Source organism: Kineosporia succinea (genome assembly GCF_030811555.1).
Taxonomy (GTDB): Bacteria; Actinomycetota; Actinomycetes; order Actinomycetales; family Kineosporiaceae; genus Kineosporia; species Kineosporia succinea.
The window spans coordinates 3,918,712-3,936,669 of record NZ_JAUSQZ010000001.1; the positions used below are offsets into that span (position 1 = coordinate 3,918,712).

Below are 17,958 nucleotides of genomic sequence, written 5' to 3' on the forward strand. Positions count from 1 at the left end.
TGCGTCATGCGCGTCCACCTGGGATCAGACCACGCGGGTCTGGAACTGAAGCAGCACCTGGCCAAGCACCTCACCGAGGCCGGTCACGAGATCGTCGATCACGGGCCGCACCAGTACGACCCGGAAGACGATTACCCGCCGTTCTGCCTGCGGGCGGGCGAGGCGGTGGCCGGCGACCCGGGCAGCCTGTGCGTCGTCATCGGCGGCTCCGGCAACGGTGAGCAGATCGCGGCGAACAAGGTGAAGGGTGTGCGGGCCGCCCTGGCCTGGAGCCTGGAGACCGCGAAGCTCGGCCGTCAGCACAACAACGCCAACGTCATGGCGGTCGGCGCCCGGATGCACTCCGTCGACGAGGCCACCAGCTTCGTCGAGGCGTTCCTGGCCGAGCCGTTCAGCGAGAACCCGCGGCACATTCGCCGCATCGAGCAGCTCGCCGGGTACGAGACCACCGGCGACCTGCCGGCTCTGCCCGAATAAGGCGTCCGCCGTTTAAAACCGCCCAACCAGCCCCAACCGGCCCCGACACCCCACGGTTACGCATCGTGGTTATTTAGTTACAGTGTGGCTAAGATCGGGGCATGGCCACGTTGAACCACGGCTCGTCGCGGCTGCCCGAGCCCAGGTCCCCGAAACCGGGTACCCCTGGGCGCGAGGCGCCGGGGCACACGGTGCGTGTGCCCCGGCCGCGGCCTGCCCGGGGTGCGGCGTCCAGCGCGGAGCCGGTCGAAGGGCCGCGCGACGTGGTCAGTTTCGTCGTCCGCCGGATCTGGCAGAAGCTCACCGGGGAGGCCGGTGGCCGGGCCGCGCACCGGATACGGGCCCGCCTCACGCTCTGGCTCGGCCCGAAGCTCCGCACGGCTCGCCGGGCGTTCGGGCTCGTGGCCCGCAGTGCCGTGGGCCGGGCCGTCCGTCGCACGCTGCGTGGTCTCGCCGGGCGCACCGCACGCCGCACCGTCCGTCGCGCCGCCCGCCGGGCCGCCCGGCGTCTGGCCGGTGACACCCGCCGCTGGGTCGACCAGGGCAGCAGCCCGGGGCCGGGCCGGGTCTGGCTGAACGTCGTCGCCGCCACCGGGTTCGCCCTGGTCGCGCAGCACGCCCCCGACTACCTGCCCGCCGCCTGCGTGGGCCTCTTCCTGGTGCTCGGTTCGGCCGTGGTGCGGCCCCGTCACCTGGTGCGTGACGGCGCGCTGATCGGCGTCGTGGTGCTGGTCGTGCTGGTGCTCACCGGGCAGCAGTTCTGGTCGCTGGTGCCGGTCGTGCTCATCCTGGCCGGAGCCGTGCTGCTGGGCTGGCTGCAGCGCCGCGAGCGCGACGCCCTCGACTCCGGCCTGCGGGACGCGTCCACCGCCGACGCCGTGCTCATCGACCTGCGCCACGAGATGCTGATCCGCTCGGCCCGGCCCCGGCTGCCGGAGGGCTGGCGGTTCGACACCGATCTGCGCCCGGCCCACGGAGACTCGTTCAGCGGCGACTTCCTCGTCACCCAGCAGCCCCGCCCGGATGCGCTGGAGGTGGTGCTGGTCGACGTGTCCGGCAACGGCTACCAGGCCGGCGCCCGGGCGATGCTCCTGGCCGGGGCGATGCGGGCCCTGCTCGACGCCGTTCCCTCGGCCGGCCTCCTGGCCGCCGCCAACCATCACGTGGTGCAGCTGGGCGGTCCCGACGGCGGTTTCGCCACAGCCGTCCACGTCAGCCTCGACCTGACCGGCGGCGGGTTCATCGTCACCGGCGCCGGGCACCCGCCGGTCGCGCACTATCACGCGGGATCCGGCCGCTGGGACGTGCTCGACGCCGAACAGGGCCCCGCCCTGGGCGTTCTGGCCGACGCCTCGTACCCCTCGATCGCCGGTCGCCTCGACCGCGGCGACGCCCTCATGCTCTACACCGACGGCCTGGTCGAGAGCCGCCGCCTCGACGTCGGCCGCGGCATCGACCGCCTCGTCGGACGCGCCGACCCCCTCATCGCCCGCGGCGTCGAGGCCGCTGCCGCCCGCATCGCCGAGGCCATCCGCAGCGAAGAAGGCGACGACCGCTCCCTGGTCATCATCCGCCGCTCCTGAGCCACCGAGCTCCCCGCTCGTCTGCCGGCTCGCGTCTGCTCGCCCGCGTCTGCTCGCCCGCGTCTGCCTGCTCGCACGCCTGCCCGCTCGCGCCTGCCTGCTCGCACGCCTGCCCGCTCGCGCCTGCCTGCTCGCACGCCTGCCCGCTTGCGCCTGCCTGCTCGCGCGCCCGCCGCCCGTCGTCCGCCAAACAGCCGCCGTTCTGACGGCCCCCCCTTCTGCCGGGTGCGGTTGTCGGCCTGCCCGCTCCTTCCTTCTGTCCGGCGGTCTCGTCACGCGGCTGGGCGTGACACCGCGAGCCGTCCTACCACCTCCGGACGAGCCATCCGGCGCACCCTCCCGGAGAACAGGGGACGTCTCTTGGCGAATGCCCGGACGACGCGTAAAGAAAAGGGGCCCAGACATTGTCGATCGTATGACCGTTCTGGTGATGGAGCCCCCTACCCTCCCGGGGCAGGCCGATCACCGGACCAGGCCGAGAGACATGCGGCGCCGGGCTCGCCGATCGATGCGGCCGAACGGTGGAGACGATCAAGTAGCTTGATCAAGGGATCCGCAGGTCAGGCCCGGGTCGAGTCCAAAATCTTGCTCCGATCGGGTCCGACACCACAGAGTGTCACTCAAGCGGGGGGCACCCGGTCCCGAGAAACCGTTTGTGCTGACCCGACGAAACCATCGCATCGCAGCCCTCGGCATCACCGTCGCCGCAGCATCCGCCGCCGTTCTGGCCGGGCCGTCGCACGCCGACGTGGCTCCGGCCGCCAGCCGCGCGGTGCAGGCGAGCGGCACTGTGCAGGCGAGCGGAAACACGCAGGCGAGCGGCACCGTGCAGTCGAGCAGCACGGTGAGGGCCGCGTCGGAGTCGGGCCGCGTCATCTACGTCTCGCCCAAGGGCAGTGACGGTGTCACCCGGATGTCGGCGGCCACCAAGCCGCTGGCCTCGATCACCAAGGCGATCAAGCTGGCGCAGCCCGGTGACACCATCATCGTGCGGGGCGGGACCTACATCGGGGCAGCCGGTTACGGGGCGTCGCCGGGAACGGCCGATGCGCCGATCCAGATGCAGAACGCGCCGGGTGAGCGGGTCGTCATCAAGGGGACGCTGCAGCTCGAGAACGCGGACTACTGGCGCGTCAGCGGCATCAACGTCACCCGTAACCCGGCCGACGGACGCAAGGAGTTCCTGGTCAAGTTCGACGGCGGCACCGGCTGGTCGTTCGTGAACTCCGAGGTGTGGGGCACGGTCGGCGTCTCCAACGTGATGGTCAGCTCGTCGTCGAAGAACGGGGTGCCGAAGAACTACCGGATCTCCGACAACTGCATCCACGACAACAACGCCTCCGGCGGCGCGTTCATGAACTTCCACAACATCTACCTGATGCCGGGATACACCTCCGGTCCGGGCACGATCGAGCGGAACGTCATGTTCAACACCGAGAACGGCGCCGCGATCAAGGCGGCCGGGCCGAGCTCGTCCACCGGCGCCGCGAACGTCACCATCCGCCGCAACACCATCACCCGCTCCGCCGCCGGGGTGATCATCGGGTACGCCAGCCGCAAGGTCGAGGTGCGCAACAACCTCATCGCCCAGCAGCTGATCAACCCGCCCAAGGGCGCGCAGTACGTGAAGAACTACAACGCCGCCGTCATCGGCAACCACGTCACCGGCTCGGGCAACAAGGTGGTCAGCACCGCGCTGTCCGGGTTCCCCAAGCTGATCAACAACACCAAGGACAGCAGCAAGCCGGTCAAGGGTGCGCTGACCAAGCGCATCACCCCGAAGTTCAGCGGCGCGGTGTCGTGCTCGGGCTTCGTGCCGGCCAGCACCACGGCGGCGAAGTACGGCCGCTGGTCCTGAGTTTCGATGACGGACGCACACCGAGCCCCGGTCTCGCGACCGGGGCTCGGAGTGCGTGGCCGGGTGAGCGTCAGAACGTGCTGGTCGGGGTCTGGGCGCTGCCGGTCAGGTGCTCGATCAGCGTCGCCGTCTCCGGCTCCACGTCCACACCCGACGAGGCCAGCACGTACCGCACGTGATCGGCCACGTCGTTCAGCCGGCCCGGGCCACCCAGCGCGTACTCGGCCCGGATGACGTACCGCCACAGGTGCTGCGCGTGCGGCACGGCCCGCAGCCCGGCCGTCGCGGCCTCCGCCACGGCCAGGTGGTCACCGTCCTCCGAGGCGATCCGGCACAACCGGCTCGCCGCGTCGAAGATCAGGTTCTCGGCCTGCCGTTCCACGCCGGTGCGGGGCAGCCAGGTGTAGGTGCCGTGGGCGATGCCCCCGATCAGCGGCCCGCGCACCAGATGCAGCGCCCGGACGAGCAGATCGCGCTCGCGGGTGCGCTCGCCGGTGCGGTCGGCCCGGGTGATCAGGGTGCGCAGCACGTCCCAGTCGCACGGCACGTCGGACGTCAGCCGTAGCCGTCCGTCCGAGCCCTCGCGCAACCGGCCCGCGCCGAGCCACTCCTGCACCTCGGCGAGCATGTCGTCACGCACGTCGGACGTGACGCCGCGCGGCCAGATCGCCGAGCCGAGCACCGTCGGGTGTGTTCCGGCCGGGTGCAACGCCAGGTAGGCCAGGATCTCCTCGGCCACCACCCGGCGGTGCGGGTCGATCTGGCCGGGGGCCTGCACGTCGACCTCGCCGAGGATCGCGACCCGCACCGGGGACTGCGCCCAGGTGATGTCGTCGGTCTCGACCACGCCGTCGGTGTCGGCCACCCGCTCGCCCTGCGGCCCGGTGGCCGTGGGCAGGTCGGGGGTGCCGGCCGAGACGAACAGCGAGTGCAGCCGCTCGATGCTGCCGTCGCCCAGCCGGTTCGCGGTGACCTGCAGCGAGAGCTCGTCGCAGGTCAGCACCCCGCCGTCGTCGACCCGCAGCCGCCAGCGGGCCCCGGGCAGGTCGCCGGTCACCACCACGGACAGGTCGGCGCCCCGGCTGACCACGGCCTGCAACCGGGAGGCCGTCTGCACGTTGAGCGGGGCCCCGAAGATCGCGACGCGCTCCGGGCGGCTGCCGGGCGCCGGGCCACCGGTGAGGATCTGGACCGGACCGGTGCGGGGCATCCGGGTCGAGCCCTGTTCCAGTTGCTCGGTCAGGGATTTCGCCCCGTTGACGGGCAGCAGCCGGCCCGCCGCGATGGCCGGCAGGGCCGGGGGCAGATCGGCCGTGAGCACCTCGATGCCTCGCGACCAGGGGTTGCCGGCCAGGCCCAGCGCCAGGGCCCGCACCACGGCGGCCGCCATCGCGGGACTCCCGACCACCGCGACCGGCCCGGCCGCGGCACCCAGGTTGATCAGCGCGTCCCGGCCCGACTGGTCGCGCCCGACCGACGCCAACAGCGGGTAGGCGCTGTCGCCGTGGGCCACCAGGTGCTGGGCGTCGGCGTAGGTCAGGCGCCAGCGCAGGCCGTCGTCGAGGCCGGTCCACGGCGGCGGCGCCGACGGGTGGGCCATGGTCAGCAACAGGTCGAGACCGTCGTCGTCGACCACCGCGCCGTAGGCCTGGGGGAGCGGAAGCCGGGCTTCCCGGCAGGCTTTCGGCAGCGAGCGCAGCGCCAGGTCGAGCAGGGCGCCGCGGTCGGCGTCCGCCCCGGTGCGCAGCCAGACCTCGGTCTCCCGCTCGAAGATGCCCGGGTCGTCCTGGCCGCCGCGCCGGCGGCGCCGGATCAGCAGCAGGGTGCCGAGCAGGGCGGCCGCCACCAGGCCCGCACCGATCAGCTCGGCGGGCAGGTTGTCGCGCGAGTCCACCTCGGTGCCCCGGCCGGGGGACGCGTCGGTGCGGCCACCCTCGCCACTGGCCGTCGTGGGCGCGGGCGGAACGGCCTGGGAAGGGGCGGTGGTCTCGTTGGCACCCGGGGCTTTTGAGCTGCTGGAGGACGACGTGCTCGAGGACGCCCCTCCGGCACCGGCCGTCGCGGTCGCCTCGGGCGACGCGGCCCGCGGGGATCCGGTCGGGCTCGACGACGCCGCCGCGCTCGGGGACGCCGCCTGGCTCGACGGGGCCGCCGTGCTCGGGGACGCCGCGGCGGACGAGGCCTGCCCCTGGGAACCGCTGGGGGCCTGAACCCCGCCGTCGCCGCCCGGACGAGCCGGGACGGTGCTGCCCCGCGGTGGCGTCGGATCGCTGGGCAGTACCCGCGTGCCCTGCCCGACGACCTCGGGGTGCTGGCTGGAGACGTACCGCGAGTCGCCCGGGACCGGGGCCCCGCTGCTGTACGTGGGGCTGGGAGAAGCACTTTGGGCAGCGCTCGGCCTGGGCGCGTTCCCCGAAGCGTTCCCCGGGGTCTTCCCCGGTGCGGAACCACCCCCGGTCTGCGCGCCCCCGGACGAGTTCTCCTGACCCGCCGACGAACCCGCCGACGAACCCGCCGACGAACCCGGCGTCTGCGACCCGGCCTCACCGCCGCGTCCCTCATCGGCCCCCGAACCCGACCCCTGACCGGAACCCGGCCCCGTGCCCTGACCCGACCCGTTGCCCTGCCCCGGGTTCGAGCTCTGCCCCGAGCCCGGCGCCGGGGCGCTCCGGTCGGCCACCCACCGGGAGACGCCCACCGCGTCCTCCGGCATGATGAGCCGCCAGCCCGGCTGGATCAGCCGCGCGAGGTGCAGCGTGCGGCCGTCGGGCTGCATGCGTCCCTCGTTGAGCCGGTAGATCTCGTGGTAGCGCCGCCCGTCGCCGAGATGACGCTCGGCGATCTCCCAGAGCGTGTCGTGGTGCCGCCCGGTGGGCTTGTCGACGATGTAGACCTTGTGCCCGTCCAGAGCCAGCTCGTCCCGGCTCGCCTGGCCGCTCGCCACCCGCTCGGCCTGGGCCTGGGTGCGCCGCGCGTTCGCCGCCTCGGCCGCCGCCTGGGTCGCCGTGAGGTGCCGGTTGGCGCCGCCGTACACGGCCGGTTCCACCTGTGGCGGAGTGGTGTTCGCGTCGAAGACGTAGAGCGTGTCCGGGTCCGAGGACGCCGCCGCGCTGACCGACGAACCGGCCTTCGCCGACCCCTGGTCGGGGCGGATCGACGCCTGGGCCACGCCCATCTGCCCGGCCATCACACCGACCAGCAGCATCGAGCCGACCAGCCACCGGGCCAGACGCTGACTCGGCCCCGACAACGGCACCGGCGCCGCCAGCACCCCGCCGCGCATCGCGGCCCCCAGCTCGACCAGCACGCAGATCACGAACTGCAGCCAGGCCAGCGCGGCCACGACCACCAGCACGGCCAGCACCTGGTCCATGCCGAGAGTGCCCGTCAGTGTGAAGGTCTCGCGCAGCCGTTCCTCACGCAGCACCGGTTCGGCGAGCACGTACAACCCGGCCGGGACCCCGGCCAGCAGCGCGAGCAGCGCCAGGCCGGAGAGCAACGCTCCGGTCCTCGAACGACGAGGCGCCTCCGGCGCCTGCGGGTGGAACCGGCCGGCACCCGTCGCCGGGCCGTTCGCTGAATGCGCCGTCATGGCAAGCCCTCCCCGGTGATGCCCACCGCCGGCCGGGCCTGGCCCTCGGCGGTCACGGTGAAACTGTTGAAGTAGATCAGTGACAGCAGCGCGGTCTTCTGCTCGATCGTCGCCTGCACCGCGACGTGCTGGGTGTCCGCCGTGATGCTCACGCCGGACGCCGGGTAGTCGCGGGTGGAGAGGAATTTCGCCGCCGCCGTCCGGGCCGCCTCCGGATCGATGAGCACCGTCCCGTTCGCCCGGAGGATGTCCACCTGGATCTCGCGGGCTCCGGCGCGCGCGGCCTGCTCCACGTCGTCCGTCACCCGCTGCCGGGCGTTGATCGCGAGGCCGCCGTCCACCACCAGGCCGGCCAGCACGAGCAGCACCACGGCGAAGGCCACCACGAAAACCGTTGCCTGGCCGGAGTCGTCATGCTGCCGGCAGTTCCGGTGCTTCATGGTGCCCCTCCGTTCCCGGTGCGGCGGTAGACGTCCAGTGGGGAAGAACTGGAGGCCCGCACCGTCACCGTCCCCGGGAGCCCGAGCAGCCCCAGGTCACTCACCGGAACCTGACAGCTCAGTTCCGTCTCGATCACCCCGCCGGCCACGAACTGGCCCTTGAGGCCCACCGCCGAACAGGTCCACCGGCCGCCCAGCGATGCGTTCGCCGTTCGCGTCGCGGCCCCCTGGGCCGCCGCCGCGTCGCGCTCCAGGGAAGCCGCGCGCACCGCGTCCCGGCTCGCCGCCTCCACCTCACCGCGCACCGCCACGTACCTCCCGAACGCCACCACGAGCAGCAGGAAGGCCACGAGCAGGGGCGTGACGATCACGACCTCCACGCTCATCGAGCCCCGCTCTCGGGCTCGTCGTCCTCGGGAAATCCGCTGCGTCGTCATAGGTCCGGCCTGAACTCCTCGATCGGGCCCTGCACCACCTGGCGGATCCGGACCCCCGGAATGCCCGGGACGACCTGGATCCCCTTACCCGTCACCACCGCACGCACCTCGTCGTTGCCGACCGCGGACACCTGCACCGTCACGTCGTCGATCACCCCGGCCCCGACCTGCGCCGCATACGCCCGGCCGCGGGCCTCCGCCATCCCGGCGGCCACCGCCCCGCCGTTGGTCCGGGCCACCCGGGCCGCCTCGCGGGCCGCCGCGTTCGCCGCCTGGTTGCCCAGGAACAGCAGCGCCGCCTGCACGGTGGCGAAGATGACGAACAGCAGGAGCGGCATGTAGAGCGCCAGCTCGATCGTGCTGGCCCCCCGGTCACGCCGCCCGTGGGCCCGGATCAGGGGTTGCCGCCGCCGACCGGGGTGTCGAGGTTGATCGTGTTCGCCTTGGCCATGATCTTGTTGTAGAGCGCGGTGCCCACGGCCGCCGCGAGTGCCACCAGCACGGCCGAGATGATCACCCACTCCACGACCGACGCGCCGAGATCGGCCGGGCCCTGGATCACCCGGGCCCGCGCCCGGTCGATGCGCCCGCGCACCACCATCTCGGTGTGGCCGATCAGGGTTCCCGGGGGGAAGCGGAACGGTCCGCTGTTCATCAGGTGTCTCCTTCATCGCTGTTCCGTCAGTCAGGTCTCGAAGAGGACCCGGACGATCGCCGGGTAGATCAGGAAGATCAGGAAGCCCACGGCCAGCAGCAGCTGGGCCACGAGCATGGACTGCGAGCGGGCCTGGGCCCGGCCCTCCACGTCGGCCATCTCTCGACGCCGCATCGACGCCGCCCGCGCGGCCAGGGACTCGCGCACCTTGGCCCCGTCGTCCGCGACCAGTTCCAGCGCCGCGCCCAGGTCGCTGAGCTCGTTCACCCCGGTCTCCTCGCCCAGCCGGCTCAGCGCCGACCACGGGGTGACGCCTTGCAGCCGGGCGATGGACAGGGTGTCGCGCAGCCGCACCAGCGCCCAGCCGTCGCTGACCGAGGCGGCCGAGTTCAGTGCCTCCGGAATACCCCGGCCCCCGGCCAGATTGAGCGCGACCAGGTCGAGGAACGAGCTCACCACGTGCCGGAAGTCGCGGCGCCGCACGGTGGCCCGCTGACTCGCCTGCAGGGTCGGCGCCAGGGCGCCGACGACCAGGCCGGCCAGACCGAGGAACACCGGCGTGGACACCGGCAGGCCGTCGATCAGCCCGAGGAGGACCCCACCGAACAGGAACGGCGTCACGGCGCCGATCGCGGCGCCGAGAAGGCTGTACGCCAGGTGGGTCTCGATCGGCCGGTCGATCAGTGCCAGATCGGAGCGCACGTTCGCGGACAGGTGGATCCCGCTGAGCTCGAGCTGGCGGCGCAGGAACCGGCCGACGCTCCCGGACCAGCGGGAGTCGCCGGCCGCGGGCGGGGAGGTGCTCCGGGTCGAGAGCTTCTGCCGCTCGGCGTCGAGCGCGGCCAGCGAGGCCGGGGCCCCCGACCCGCGCATGGCCGGGCGGGCGTAGGCGACGACGAGCAGGAGCACCCCGGCCCCGGCGACGGCCCCGGCGAGCACGACGGCGATCACCGGGCCACCTCCTCGGACGAGCCCGAGCTGTGCATGAAGCGCTCCGGGAGGTCGTACGTGGCGAGCTGCTTGAGCCACAGGAAGCCGGCCGCGAAGAAGCCGACCACGATGGCCATCACCGCCTGCCCGGCCGGATCGCGGTAGGGCTCCACGTAGGCCGGGTTGAAGGTGCGCAGCCCGAGCACGAACACCAGGGTCACCGCGACCACGATCTGCACGCTGCGGCGGGTCGCGGCCCGCCCGGCCGTCACCCGGCCGCGCATCTCCACCTCGGCCCGCACCGAGTCGGCCAGGCTGGTCAGCACCTGGCGCAGACCCGGGCCGCGCAGGCGGGCGTTCAGCAGCAGCGCGGCCACCACCAGGTCGGCGCTGGCGTCGTCGAGGTCGTCGGCCAGCCGGTGCAGGGCCGTCGGCAGCGGGACCCGCACCCGCAGCCGGTCGGCCAGGGTGACGATCTCCTCGGCGATCGGGGCCGGGGCCGCGCGGGAGGTGGCGATGACAGCCTGCTCCAGGCCGACCGCACCGGCGATGGTGTCCCTCAGCGACTCGGTCCACAGGGCCAGGGCCTCGAGCCGCTCGGCCTGCTGGCGTTCGGCCCGGGCGCCGCCCATCAGCGCGGGCCAGGCCAGGATCATCGCGACCGCCGCGAGCGCGGCCACCGGCCAGGCCGTGACCGTCAGGATGAACAGGCCGACGAGCACGGCGATCGGCAGGCGCGTGCCGAAACCCCTCAGGCGCCTGACCGTCCGGCCGGACAGCGAGCGCGAGTCGGTGCCGGCGCTGCGCCGGTCGCGGCGCACCAGCGAGTCGACCAGCAGCGCGATGCCACCGCCGGCCAGGGCCCCGGCCAGCAGGATCACCGACTGCGTCCCGCTCGTCAGATCGGCGATCATGCCGGCCACCCCGCGGCCACCGCCGGGTCGTAACCGGCCCGGATCAGCTCGTCGATGCAGGCGATCGGAGCCGCCGGGGCGGCCCGGCCGTCGGGCCCGGCCCGGAAGACCTCACTGGAGAGAACGCGTCCGTCGACACCGTTCACCTCGCGCACGCTGGTGATGATGCGCCGCAGCGCACCGCCCTCGGCGTAGTCGTTGCGGCGTTCCACGAACACCACGAAGTCGATGGCGCCCGCGATGAGCATCATCGTGGCCTCGGTCGGCAGGCGCTCGGCGGACTGGATGGCGTAGGTGCAGATCCGGTTGAACACCTCGATCGCGGAGTTCGCGTGGATCGTCGAGAGCGAGCCGTCGTTGCCCTGGCTCATCGCGTTGAGCATCGTGACGATCTCGTCGCCGAGTACCTCGCCGACGATCACCCGGCTCGGGTTCATGCGCAGCGAGCGACGCACCAGGTCGGCCATGCCGATCGTGCCCTGCCCCTCGGAGTTGGGCAGGCGCTCCTCCATCGGCACCACGTTCGGGTGCAGGTCGGGGAACTCGCCGAGCCCCAGCTCGAGCGAGCGCTCCACCGTGATCAGCCGCTCGGTGGGCGGGATCTCGTGGGCCAGGGCCCGCAGCAGGGTGGTCTTGCCGGCGTTCGTGGCCCCCGCGATCATGATGTTCTTGCGGGCCCGGACCGCCGCCGAGAGGAACGAGGCGAGCTCCGGCGTCAGCGACCCGTTGGTCACCAGCTCGTCGAGCGTGACCTTGCTGAGCCGTGAGCGCCGGATCGACAGCGCCGGCCGCGGCGTGACCCCCATGACCGCCGACAGGCGCGAGCCGTCGGGCAGCCGCAGGTCGAGCTGCGGATTGGCGACGTCGAACGAGCGGCTGGCCAGACCCGAGTAGGCGCCCAGCAGCTGCACCAGCTCGATCAGCTCGTCGTCGGACTCGGCCACCGGCGGCATCGCGAGCTCGCGCCCGTCCGCGTACCCGACGAAAACCTGGTCGTAGCCGTTGATGTCGATGTTCTCGACGAGCGGGTCGTCGAGAAGTGGCTGCAGCCGGCCGACTCCGAAGAGGGCCGCGTGGATGCCCTCGGCGAGCTCACCCTCCTCGTCCGGGTCGGGAGGGGTGCGGCCCAGCGAGAGTTCCGACCGGGCGTGCAGATCCAGCACCCGGCCGATGACGGCGCGGGCGTACTGACGCTCGTCCTCCGCGCTCATCGGGGCGGAGCCGGTCAGGGCGTCCTCGCGGCGCTGCTGGGCGAGGAGGTCGGCGACCTCCTCGCGCAGCCGGCGCACGACGCGCTGGTCGATGGCCATCAGCGACCCCCGGCCGGTTCGTCGCCCTGATCCTGCGGCGAGTCTGACGGGTTCGGGGCTCCGGCGGAAGGCTTCTCGCCGGCCGGTGACTCCAGCGGTGCGTCGGCCGGTTCGTAGGGGTCGCGCAGGGCCCGGACGATCGCGCCGGGGCCGGTGCGTTCCGTTCGCGGACCGGGGTTCCCGACCTGTCGCAGCGACCCGGTGTTGCCACTGTGCCCGGCCCAGGTCCCGGTGCCGTCGGCGCCCTGGCGGGCCCGGTCGCGAATGTCCCGCAGGATCGCGGTGCGGTCGTAGAAGGGCTTGGGGGCCGGGGTCTCGGCGGGCTGGTTCTCAGTGGTGGGGGTGCCGGTGGACGTGGTGGTCGGGGTGGCCGGGTCGCTCTCGCGGGTCGGGTGGATCGTCCTGGTGGGGTCGTCGGCGGACGCGGTGGTCGAGTGCGTCTCCCGGTTCGGCTCGGGCGGAGTGCCGGAGCCGCCGGCGGACGTGGTGGTGGCCGGAGTGCCCCAGGTCGGCTCCGGTGGTGGGTTCCCGGGGGAGCCGGCCGGTGCGACGTGCCGCATCGCACCCGTGGACGGGCCCACCACCGGCACCCTCACCGGCGACGACATCCGGGCGGGAGGCATGTCGGGAGCGATCCAGCCGGTGCCCTCGGCCCGCTCGGCCGGAGGGCGGGTGCGGTCGGAGAAGCCGCGGGACTCGTGCGGTTTCGCGGCCTGCTCGTCCTGCGGCCGGGAGTCGCCGGGCAGCACGATCTCACCGGTCGGCCGGCGGTCCCCGGCCGGGGAAGCGTCTTCACCGGAGGGCGGGGAGGGGACGTCGGACCGGGAGGCGGCGTCGGGCCGGGAAAGGGCGCTGGGCCGGGAGAGCTCGTCCGGTCGGGAAAGGACGCCGGTGCTCGAGGATTCGTCGGCCGGCGGGGCCGTCTCGTCCGGCGATCCGTGGTCATGGGGCGGGTTCGTGGAGGTCTCCGTCTCCGTCTCCGGCGACCAGCGGTTGCCGAGCGCGTCGGCCGAGGTTGCCGTCTCCTCCGCCACCGGACTGGACGGGGTGCCCTCGGCGTCGCCGGGGATGAGTGGATCGGTCGACGTCACGACGGCGGCCAGGTCTTCCGGGTCCGGGATGGCCTGCGGACGTCGCTTCGGCAATGGCTCCAGCGTGTCGAAGGGGCCCGGGTGGCCGGTCGTGGCCGGTTCGCCGGGCTGGGCTTCGCTGCGGGGGTAGCCGAGGCCGGGGGTGTTCCCGAGAGGGCCGGGGGCGTTCCCGGGAGGGGTGGTGGTCTCCGGGGCGGTGCGGGCGGCCGTGTCACCCAGGCCGAGAGGGTCTTTGGGGTCGACGACGACGCGCAGGTGATCGCCGGGGGCGCCGCCGGAACGGGCTGCGGGCCGGTCGTCGTCCTGCGTCGCCCAGTCCCGCAGGGCGCTCCAGGCCTGCTTGTCGGGGGCGACGGTGTCGGGGGCCTCGGAACGCCGGTCCTGCAGCCAGTTGCCGACGGCCGGGTTGCCCTCGTTCTGGCTGTCCGAACTGCCCATGCCGTAACCGGTCTCGGAGTCCTCGGTGGGCAGCCGGTGACGACGTGCGCGGCGGCGCTCAGAGGCCGGCAGCGGACCCGGGTCGCGGCCGGCAGCGGCTCGCCGGGAACGGGTGTGACGCAGTTCGTCGATCGGGCGGGTGCCGGAGGTGTCGAGCGGATCCGGGGCGGTGCCCGGCGGGGTGGTCAGGCCGGCGAACCCGCGCACCTCGCCCGGGACGGGCCGGGAGGTGAGGGGAGAGGCGTCGGTGCGCGCGTCGTCCTCAAGCTGGTTCTGCGGCCCGGCACCTGCCGACGTGGTGAAAACGCCGGGCGCGACCTGGATGTGCTGGAGAGAGGGATCCTCGTCGACCGGCAGCGCGTCGCCGAAGAACGAGTTGTGACGGCGCAGCGGGAGGGTCTGCTCCTCGGGGGCGGCGTCGAACGGACGGTGGGCCGGGGGCTCGGCGGGCACCGGGCGCAGCGGCGTGCGGGCCGGCTCGGGCCAGGCGGGAGCGGGCGCGGCGACCGGCGGGACGGGTGCGGGCTCCTCGGGGGCGGACGGCTGCGCCCGGGGCGGCGCCGGCGGCGTGGCCTGGGCCCGCGCGGCGGCCGCGTTCACCACGACCTGGGGGTGGGACAGCTCCGGGATCGTGCCTGCCAGCAGACTCACCGACGGCAGCAGCGAGCGCACCGAGCGGATCAGCGTCGAGCGGTTCAGGCGGCTGCGGTTCATGCCCCGCAGCGCCTCGGCCCCCCGCTGGTCGAGCGCCATCGTGCCGAGCACGGGCACCCCGACGCCGGACGAGTGCAGCAGTTGCTCGGTGCGGCCGGCCACCGCCCGGTCGCGCTCGGGAGCCACCAGCACCACGCCGATCTGGGCGCGGCCGGCGAAACGCCCGGGCACCGAGGTGTTCAGGAAGCGCAGGCGCTCACGCAGGTGGGCCAGCTCCTCGAGTTCCGGCCGGGCCACGACGATCACGGCGTCGGCCTGGTGCACCACCGGCATGGTGGGGGCGGCCGGGCCGACCCGGCCGCAGTCGGCGTAGACCGTGCGGCCCGCCTCGGACAGGGCCCGGGCCAGCGGACTCCACAGCGGACCCAGCCCGGCGGCCTGCTCCGGGCCGGTGACGCCGAGCAGCAGGTCGAGACCGCCCCCGGTGACCTGGAGGTGGTCTTCGAGCCGGGCCGAGGCCGAACCCCGCGGGGCCGGTTCGGGCTGCGGCTGCCACCGCGGCCCGGGGAGGTCGCGACGCAGGCCGTTGGCCAGCGAGAGCACCCCGAGATCGGTGTCGAGCGGTGCTCCGTCGGGGCGGCGGTAGCGCAGCCCCAGGTCACCACCGTCCGGATCGAGGTCGGCGGCCACGGCGCCCGGGGTCAGGGCGGCGAGAGCGACGGTGAGCGTGGTGACGCCCGGTGCGCCCTTGGCGGAGACGAGGACGACGAGCGCCATCAGTTGCCCTTCGTGGTGGCCCCGCGTTCCAGGAGCACGAGGCTGATCTGGTCGGCGGCGGCCGCGGCGGCGACCTTGACGGCCTCGTTACGGCTGACGATGAGGGTCACCACGGTCTGCCCGCCCCCGGAGGCGAAGACGCCGTCCTCGGGGGTGCGCACCGAGCTCACGGTGGCCCGCGCGGCAATCTCCTTGCCCTCGCCCTCGAGGGCCTGCACCACCTGGACGAGGTCACCCGTCTCGAGGCCGCTGGCCGGGTAACGGCCCGTCCCCAGCGGCACCCCGACGGCGGCCTTGTCAGAGCTCAGCAGGCTGCTGCCGCCGAGCATGTCGGGGTCGATCAGCCGGCCGGGCGGGATCAGGGCACTCGCGAACCGGCCGATCACCGCGTCGGCCTGGTCGGCGCCGATCACCGTGACGCCGTCGGAGGCGACCTTGGCCACGGCCAGGTCCTCGGCGGTGATCTGCTGCCCGACCACGATGGTGCCGCGGGCGACCAGCACGTCCTGCCGCTCGTCGAGCCGCAGCGCGAGCAGGCCGGCCACCGCCGCCCCGAGCACGATCAGCAGAACCGCGAGAACCGCCAGACCGGGACGCCGGGTGCCCGGGGGACGGGGAAGGCGCTCGGAGGGCGTGGAGGAGGCGCCGGAGGCCGTCCGCCCGCGCGAGGTGTCGGGCCGGACGCCGGACTCCCGGGACCGGACGTCGGTGCGTTCCTGCGTGCTCAAGAGCTCTCCTCGGACCATCTGCCGTGAGGTTGCTTCGGGATGGTTTGTTCTTGATCTTCCAGTCTGGTCTGATTGGCGGTCTGATTACTGAGTCGACATGGCCTGCTGCAGCTAGCGATCACCCGTGACACCAGTGATCTAGGCACTCCACGAAGGGTGACGATAATGCCACCTTGACGCACCTTATGCACTAATCAGGATGTGATGGTTGAGAAACGTTTGATGTACCGATTCGGGTGAAGTGGTCAATCAGCCCTACGGGTGGCTGGACAAGGAGCCGGAGCTGGTATGAGGCGCCGAGCAGGCGTGATTCCGGCGGTCGCGATCGTGGCCGCCCTGACCGGGGCGACCCTTGCCGGGTGCGGCTCCGACAACCCCTATGACCTGCCGGAATACGAGTCCGGCGAGGCCTCCGGGGCAAGTGCACCGAGCGTCTCGGGAGCCGGAACCGGCGGTGCCACGTCCGCCCCCGCACCCTCCGAGACCGAATCGATACCGACTGTTTCCCGGGCCGCCTCCCCAGCGTCCACCGATGTCACCTATTCACCCGCCGACGCCCGCGGAGAAGGCGCCTGGGTGGAACGTGGAAAGGTCCGCGCGGGCACCGCCGACGCCAAGAGCGCGGTGGACGCGGTGGTCGGGTACATGGAGCAGCGCGTCCGGATCTCCAACACCTGGACGGTGGACGAGGCCGCGCTCGCGGCCGTCGCCTCCGGGCCGGCGCTCACCAGCGCGCAGGAGCGCGCCGCCAGTCAGCAGGCCGCCGGGCGCAGGTCCGTCGGCCGGTTCGTCGTCAACGTCTCGTCGGTCCGGGGGAGTGGTGACACCCTCACCGTGACCGGCTGCCACTTCGACGCCACGTCCGAGCTCGACGAGAACGGGTACGTGCTCGTGCCGCCTCCCGGAGGAATGCTGATCAGGATGAAAGTGCAGAAGGCGCAAGGGGTCTGGAAGGTCACCAGCTGGCCCACGAAAGAAGCCCCGACGTGTGAGGGGTGGAAGAAGTGAGAGCCCGCCTGGGCGCTCTCGCGCTGGCGGCGGCCGCCGTGCCGTTCGCCGTCCTGGCCCCGGTGACGGGGGCTCACGCCGACCAGGGGCCGGGAACCACCGAGCCGGGCGGCTATTCGGTGTCGGTGCAGGTTCGATTCAGTGGGAATGCAGCGCCTGGGGGCGGCGGCGGGAGCACGATCGCGGTCAATCTCCACCCGGTGTGCTGGTGGGAACCGGCCGCCGGGCCCTACAGCGACGCCAAGGCCATGCTCGACTGGTACGACGAGGTGACCGGGGGTGCTCAAGGGCCGGGCATGATCAGGCAGTACGGGCCCCGCAGCGTCTGGCTCGCCGCGGTGGAGCGGGAGGAGGCCGGTCAGGACGTGTCCTGGTACAAGGCGTACTGCAAGGACCCGGCCGACTACCCCGACTACGGGCTGGGCGGCTGGGACGGTGGGGCCGACTTCCCGATTCTGGGCGACGGCACCACCGGTGAGGTCTTCCTCTATCGCGCCTTCGGCGCCGGCGAGGCCATTCCAGCTCCTCTGGTGACACCGGAGGAGCTGGCGCAGGCCGCCCGCGACAACATGGAGATCCCGGACCCCGAGATCGATCGCAACCCACGGGTGCACGACACTGACGACGCCACGCTGGTGGGGCTGCCCACGTTCTTCTGGGTCACCGACCCGGACTCGGTCGGCGGTACGGCGGGGACCCGCTCGATCCGCGCCGAGGTGGTCGGGGGCGACGTCTGGGCCGAGGTCACCGCGACGACGGGTGGCCTGGGGCTCAGCTGGCCCGGTGGCAGCAAGCAGTGCGCGCCCGCGATCGCGATCAAGCCCTACACCCAGGGCATGAGCGAAGCCGGTGCCTGCACGGTCGAGTTCGCCAAGGCCTCGACCGGATATCCCGGTGGCTACCCGGTCGAGGCGAGCACCGCGTGGGCCGCGGCCTGGGTGGGGTCCGACGGCACGACCGGTGGGCTGGCCGGGCTGACGAACGCGGTCACGGTGAACATCCCGGTGGCCGAGGTGCAGAACATCGTCGAACCCTGAACCTCACGGCCGGGTCGGGGTTCTCGGAG

15 protein-coding genes are annotated in these 17,958 nt (G+C 73.1%); 5 read left to right on the plus strand and 10 right to left on the minus strand.

The window, feature by feature from the left end; all coding sequences use genetic code 11:
- Positions 1–6 precede the first annotated feature (6 nt).
- From J2S57_RS17220 to J2S57_RS17230, 3 genes are all read left to right on the plus strand, one after another.
- The gene (locus J2S57_RS17220; RefSeq protein ID WP_307244060.1) at positions 7–477 is read left to right on the plus strand and encodes a ribose-5-phosphate isomerase; all 471 of its coding nucleotides are present in this window, start codon (positions 7–9) and stop codon (positions 475–477) included.
- Between the two features lie 101 nt (positions 478–578).
- Positions 579–2,060 carry a PP2C family protein-serine/threonine phosphatase gene (locus J2S57_RS17225; protein WP_307244062.1) on the plus strand — a complete coding sequence of 494 codons (1,482 nt, stop codon included), beginning with the start codon at positions 579–581 and terminating at the stop codon, positions 2,058–2,060.
- Between the two features lie 655 nt (positions 2,061–2,715).
- A complete protein-coding gene (locus tag J2S57_RS17230) occupies positions 2,716–3,918 on the plus strand; it encodes a right-handed parallel beta-helix repeat-containing protein (RefSeq protein WP_307244064.1) in 1,203 nt (400 codons plus the stop codon).
- 70 nt (positions 3,919–3,988) lie between these two features.
- On the opposite strand, the gene J2S57_RS17235 is transcribed toward J2S57_RS17230, so the two are convergent.
- From J2S57_RS17235 to J2S57_RS17280, 10 genes are read right to left on the minus strand one after another with little or no spacing between them, the layout of a single operon-like run.
- Positions 3,989–7,510 (minus strand): AfsR/SARP family transcriptional regulator, encoded by a 3,522-nt coding sequence (locus J2S57_RS17235; RefSeq protein WP_307244067.1) that lies wholly within the window; start codon positions 7,508–7,510, stop codon positions 3,989–3,991.
- On the minus strand, positions 7,507–7,950 hold the full coding sequence (locus J2S57_RS17240) for a pilus assembly protein TadG-related protein (RefSeq protein ID WP_307244069.1): 444 nt from the start codon (positions 7,948–7,950) through the stop codon (positions 7,507–7,509). Before J2S57_RS17240 ends, J2S57_RS17235 begins: the two co-directional genes overlap by 4 nt.
- A complete protein-coding gene (locus J2S57_RS17245; protein WP_307244071.1) occupies positions 7,947–8,336 on the minus strand; it encodes a TadE/TadG family type IV pilus assembly protein in 390 nt (129 codons plus the stop codon). The genes J2S57_RS17240 and J2S57_RS17245 overlap by 4 nt, the downstream gene beginning before the upstream one ends.
- 47 nt (positions 8,337–8,383) lie before the next feature.
- Entirely contained in the window at positions 8,384–8,785 is a 402-nt protein-coding gene (locus J2S57_RS17250) for a TadE/TadG family type IV pilus assembly protein (protein WP_307251066.1), read from the minus strand.
- Positions 8,782–9,042, minus strand: coding sequence for a hypothetical protein (locus J2S57_RS17255; RefSeq protein WP_307244074.1), 261 nt, complete (start codon positions 9,040–9,042; stop codon positions 8,782–8,784). Before J2S57_RS17255 ends, J2S57_RS17250 begins: the two co-directional genes overlap by 4 nt.
- Before the next feature lie 30 nt (positions 9,043–9,072).
- A complete protein-coding gene (locus tag J2S57_RS17260; RefSeq protein ID WP_307244079.1) occupies positions 9,073–9,993 on the minus strand; it encodes a type II secretion system F family protein in 921 nt (306 codons plus the stop codon).
- Positions 9,990–10,886, minus strand: a complete 897-nt coding sequence (locus J2S57_RS17265; RefSeq protein WP_307244081.1) for a type II secretion system F family protein — start codon at positions 10,884–10,886, stop codon at positions 9,990–9,992. The genes J2S57_RS17260 and J2S57_RS17265 overlap by 4 nt, the downstream gene beginning before the upstream one ends.
- Positions 10,883–12,196 carry a TadA family conjugal transfer-associated ATPase gene (locus J2S57_RS17270; protein ID WP_307244083.1) on the minus strand — a complete coding sequence of 438 codons (1,314 nt, stop codon included), beginning with the start codon at positions 12,194–12,196 and terminating at the stop codon, positions 10,883–10,885. Before J2S57_RS17270 ends, J2S57_RS17265 begins: the two co-directional genes overlap by 4 nt.
- Positions 12,196–15,156, minus strand: coding sequence for a hypothetical protein (locus J2S57_RS17275; RefSeq protein ID WP_307244085.1), 2,961 nt, complete (start codon positions 15,154–15,156; stop codon positions 12,196–12,198). The genes J2S57_RS17270 and J2S57_RS17275 overlap by 1 nt, the downstream gene beginning before the upstream one ends.
- Positions 15,156–15,884: an SAF domain-containing protein gene (locus tag J2S57_RS17280; RefSeq protein WP_307244088.1), complete on the minus strand. Its 729-nt coding sequence runs from the start codon at positions 15,882–15,884 to the stop codon at positions 15,156–15,158. The genes J2S57_RS17275 and J2S57_RS17280 overlap by 1 nt, the downstream gene beginning before the upstream one ends.
- A 288-nt stretch (positions 15,885–16,172) precedes the next feature.
- Between J2S57_RS17280 and J2S57_RS17285 the strand changes: the two genes are divergently transcribed.
- Both J2S57_RS17285 and J2S57_RS17290 read left to right on the plus strand, forming a co-directional pair.
- Complete coding sequence (locus J2S57_RS17285; RefSeq protein WP_307244091.1) at positions 16,173–16,892, plus strand: hypothetical protein; 720 nt, start codon at positions 16,173–16,175, stop codon at positions 16,890–16,892.
- Positions 16,889–17,929 (plus strand): hypothetical protein, encoded by a 1,041-nt coding sequence (locus tag J2S57_RS17290; RefSeq protein WP_307244095.1) that lies wholly within the window; start codon positions 16,889–16,891, stop codon positions 17,927–17,929. The genes J2S57_RS17285 and J2S57_RS17290 overlap by 4 nt, the downstream gene beginning before the upstream one ends.
- Positions 17,930–17,958 lie beyond the last annotated feature (29 nt).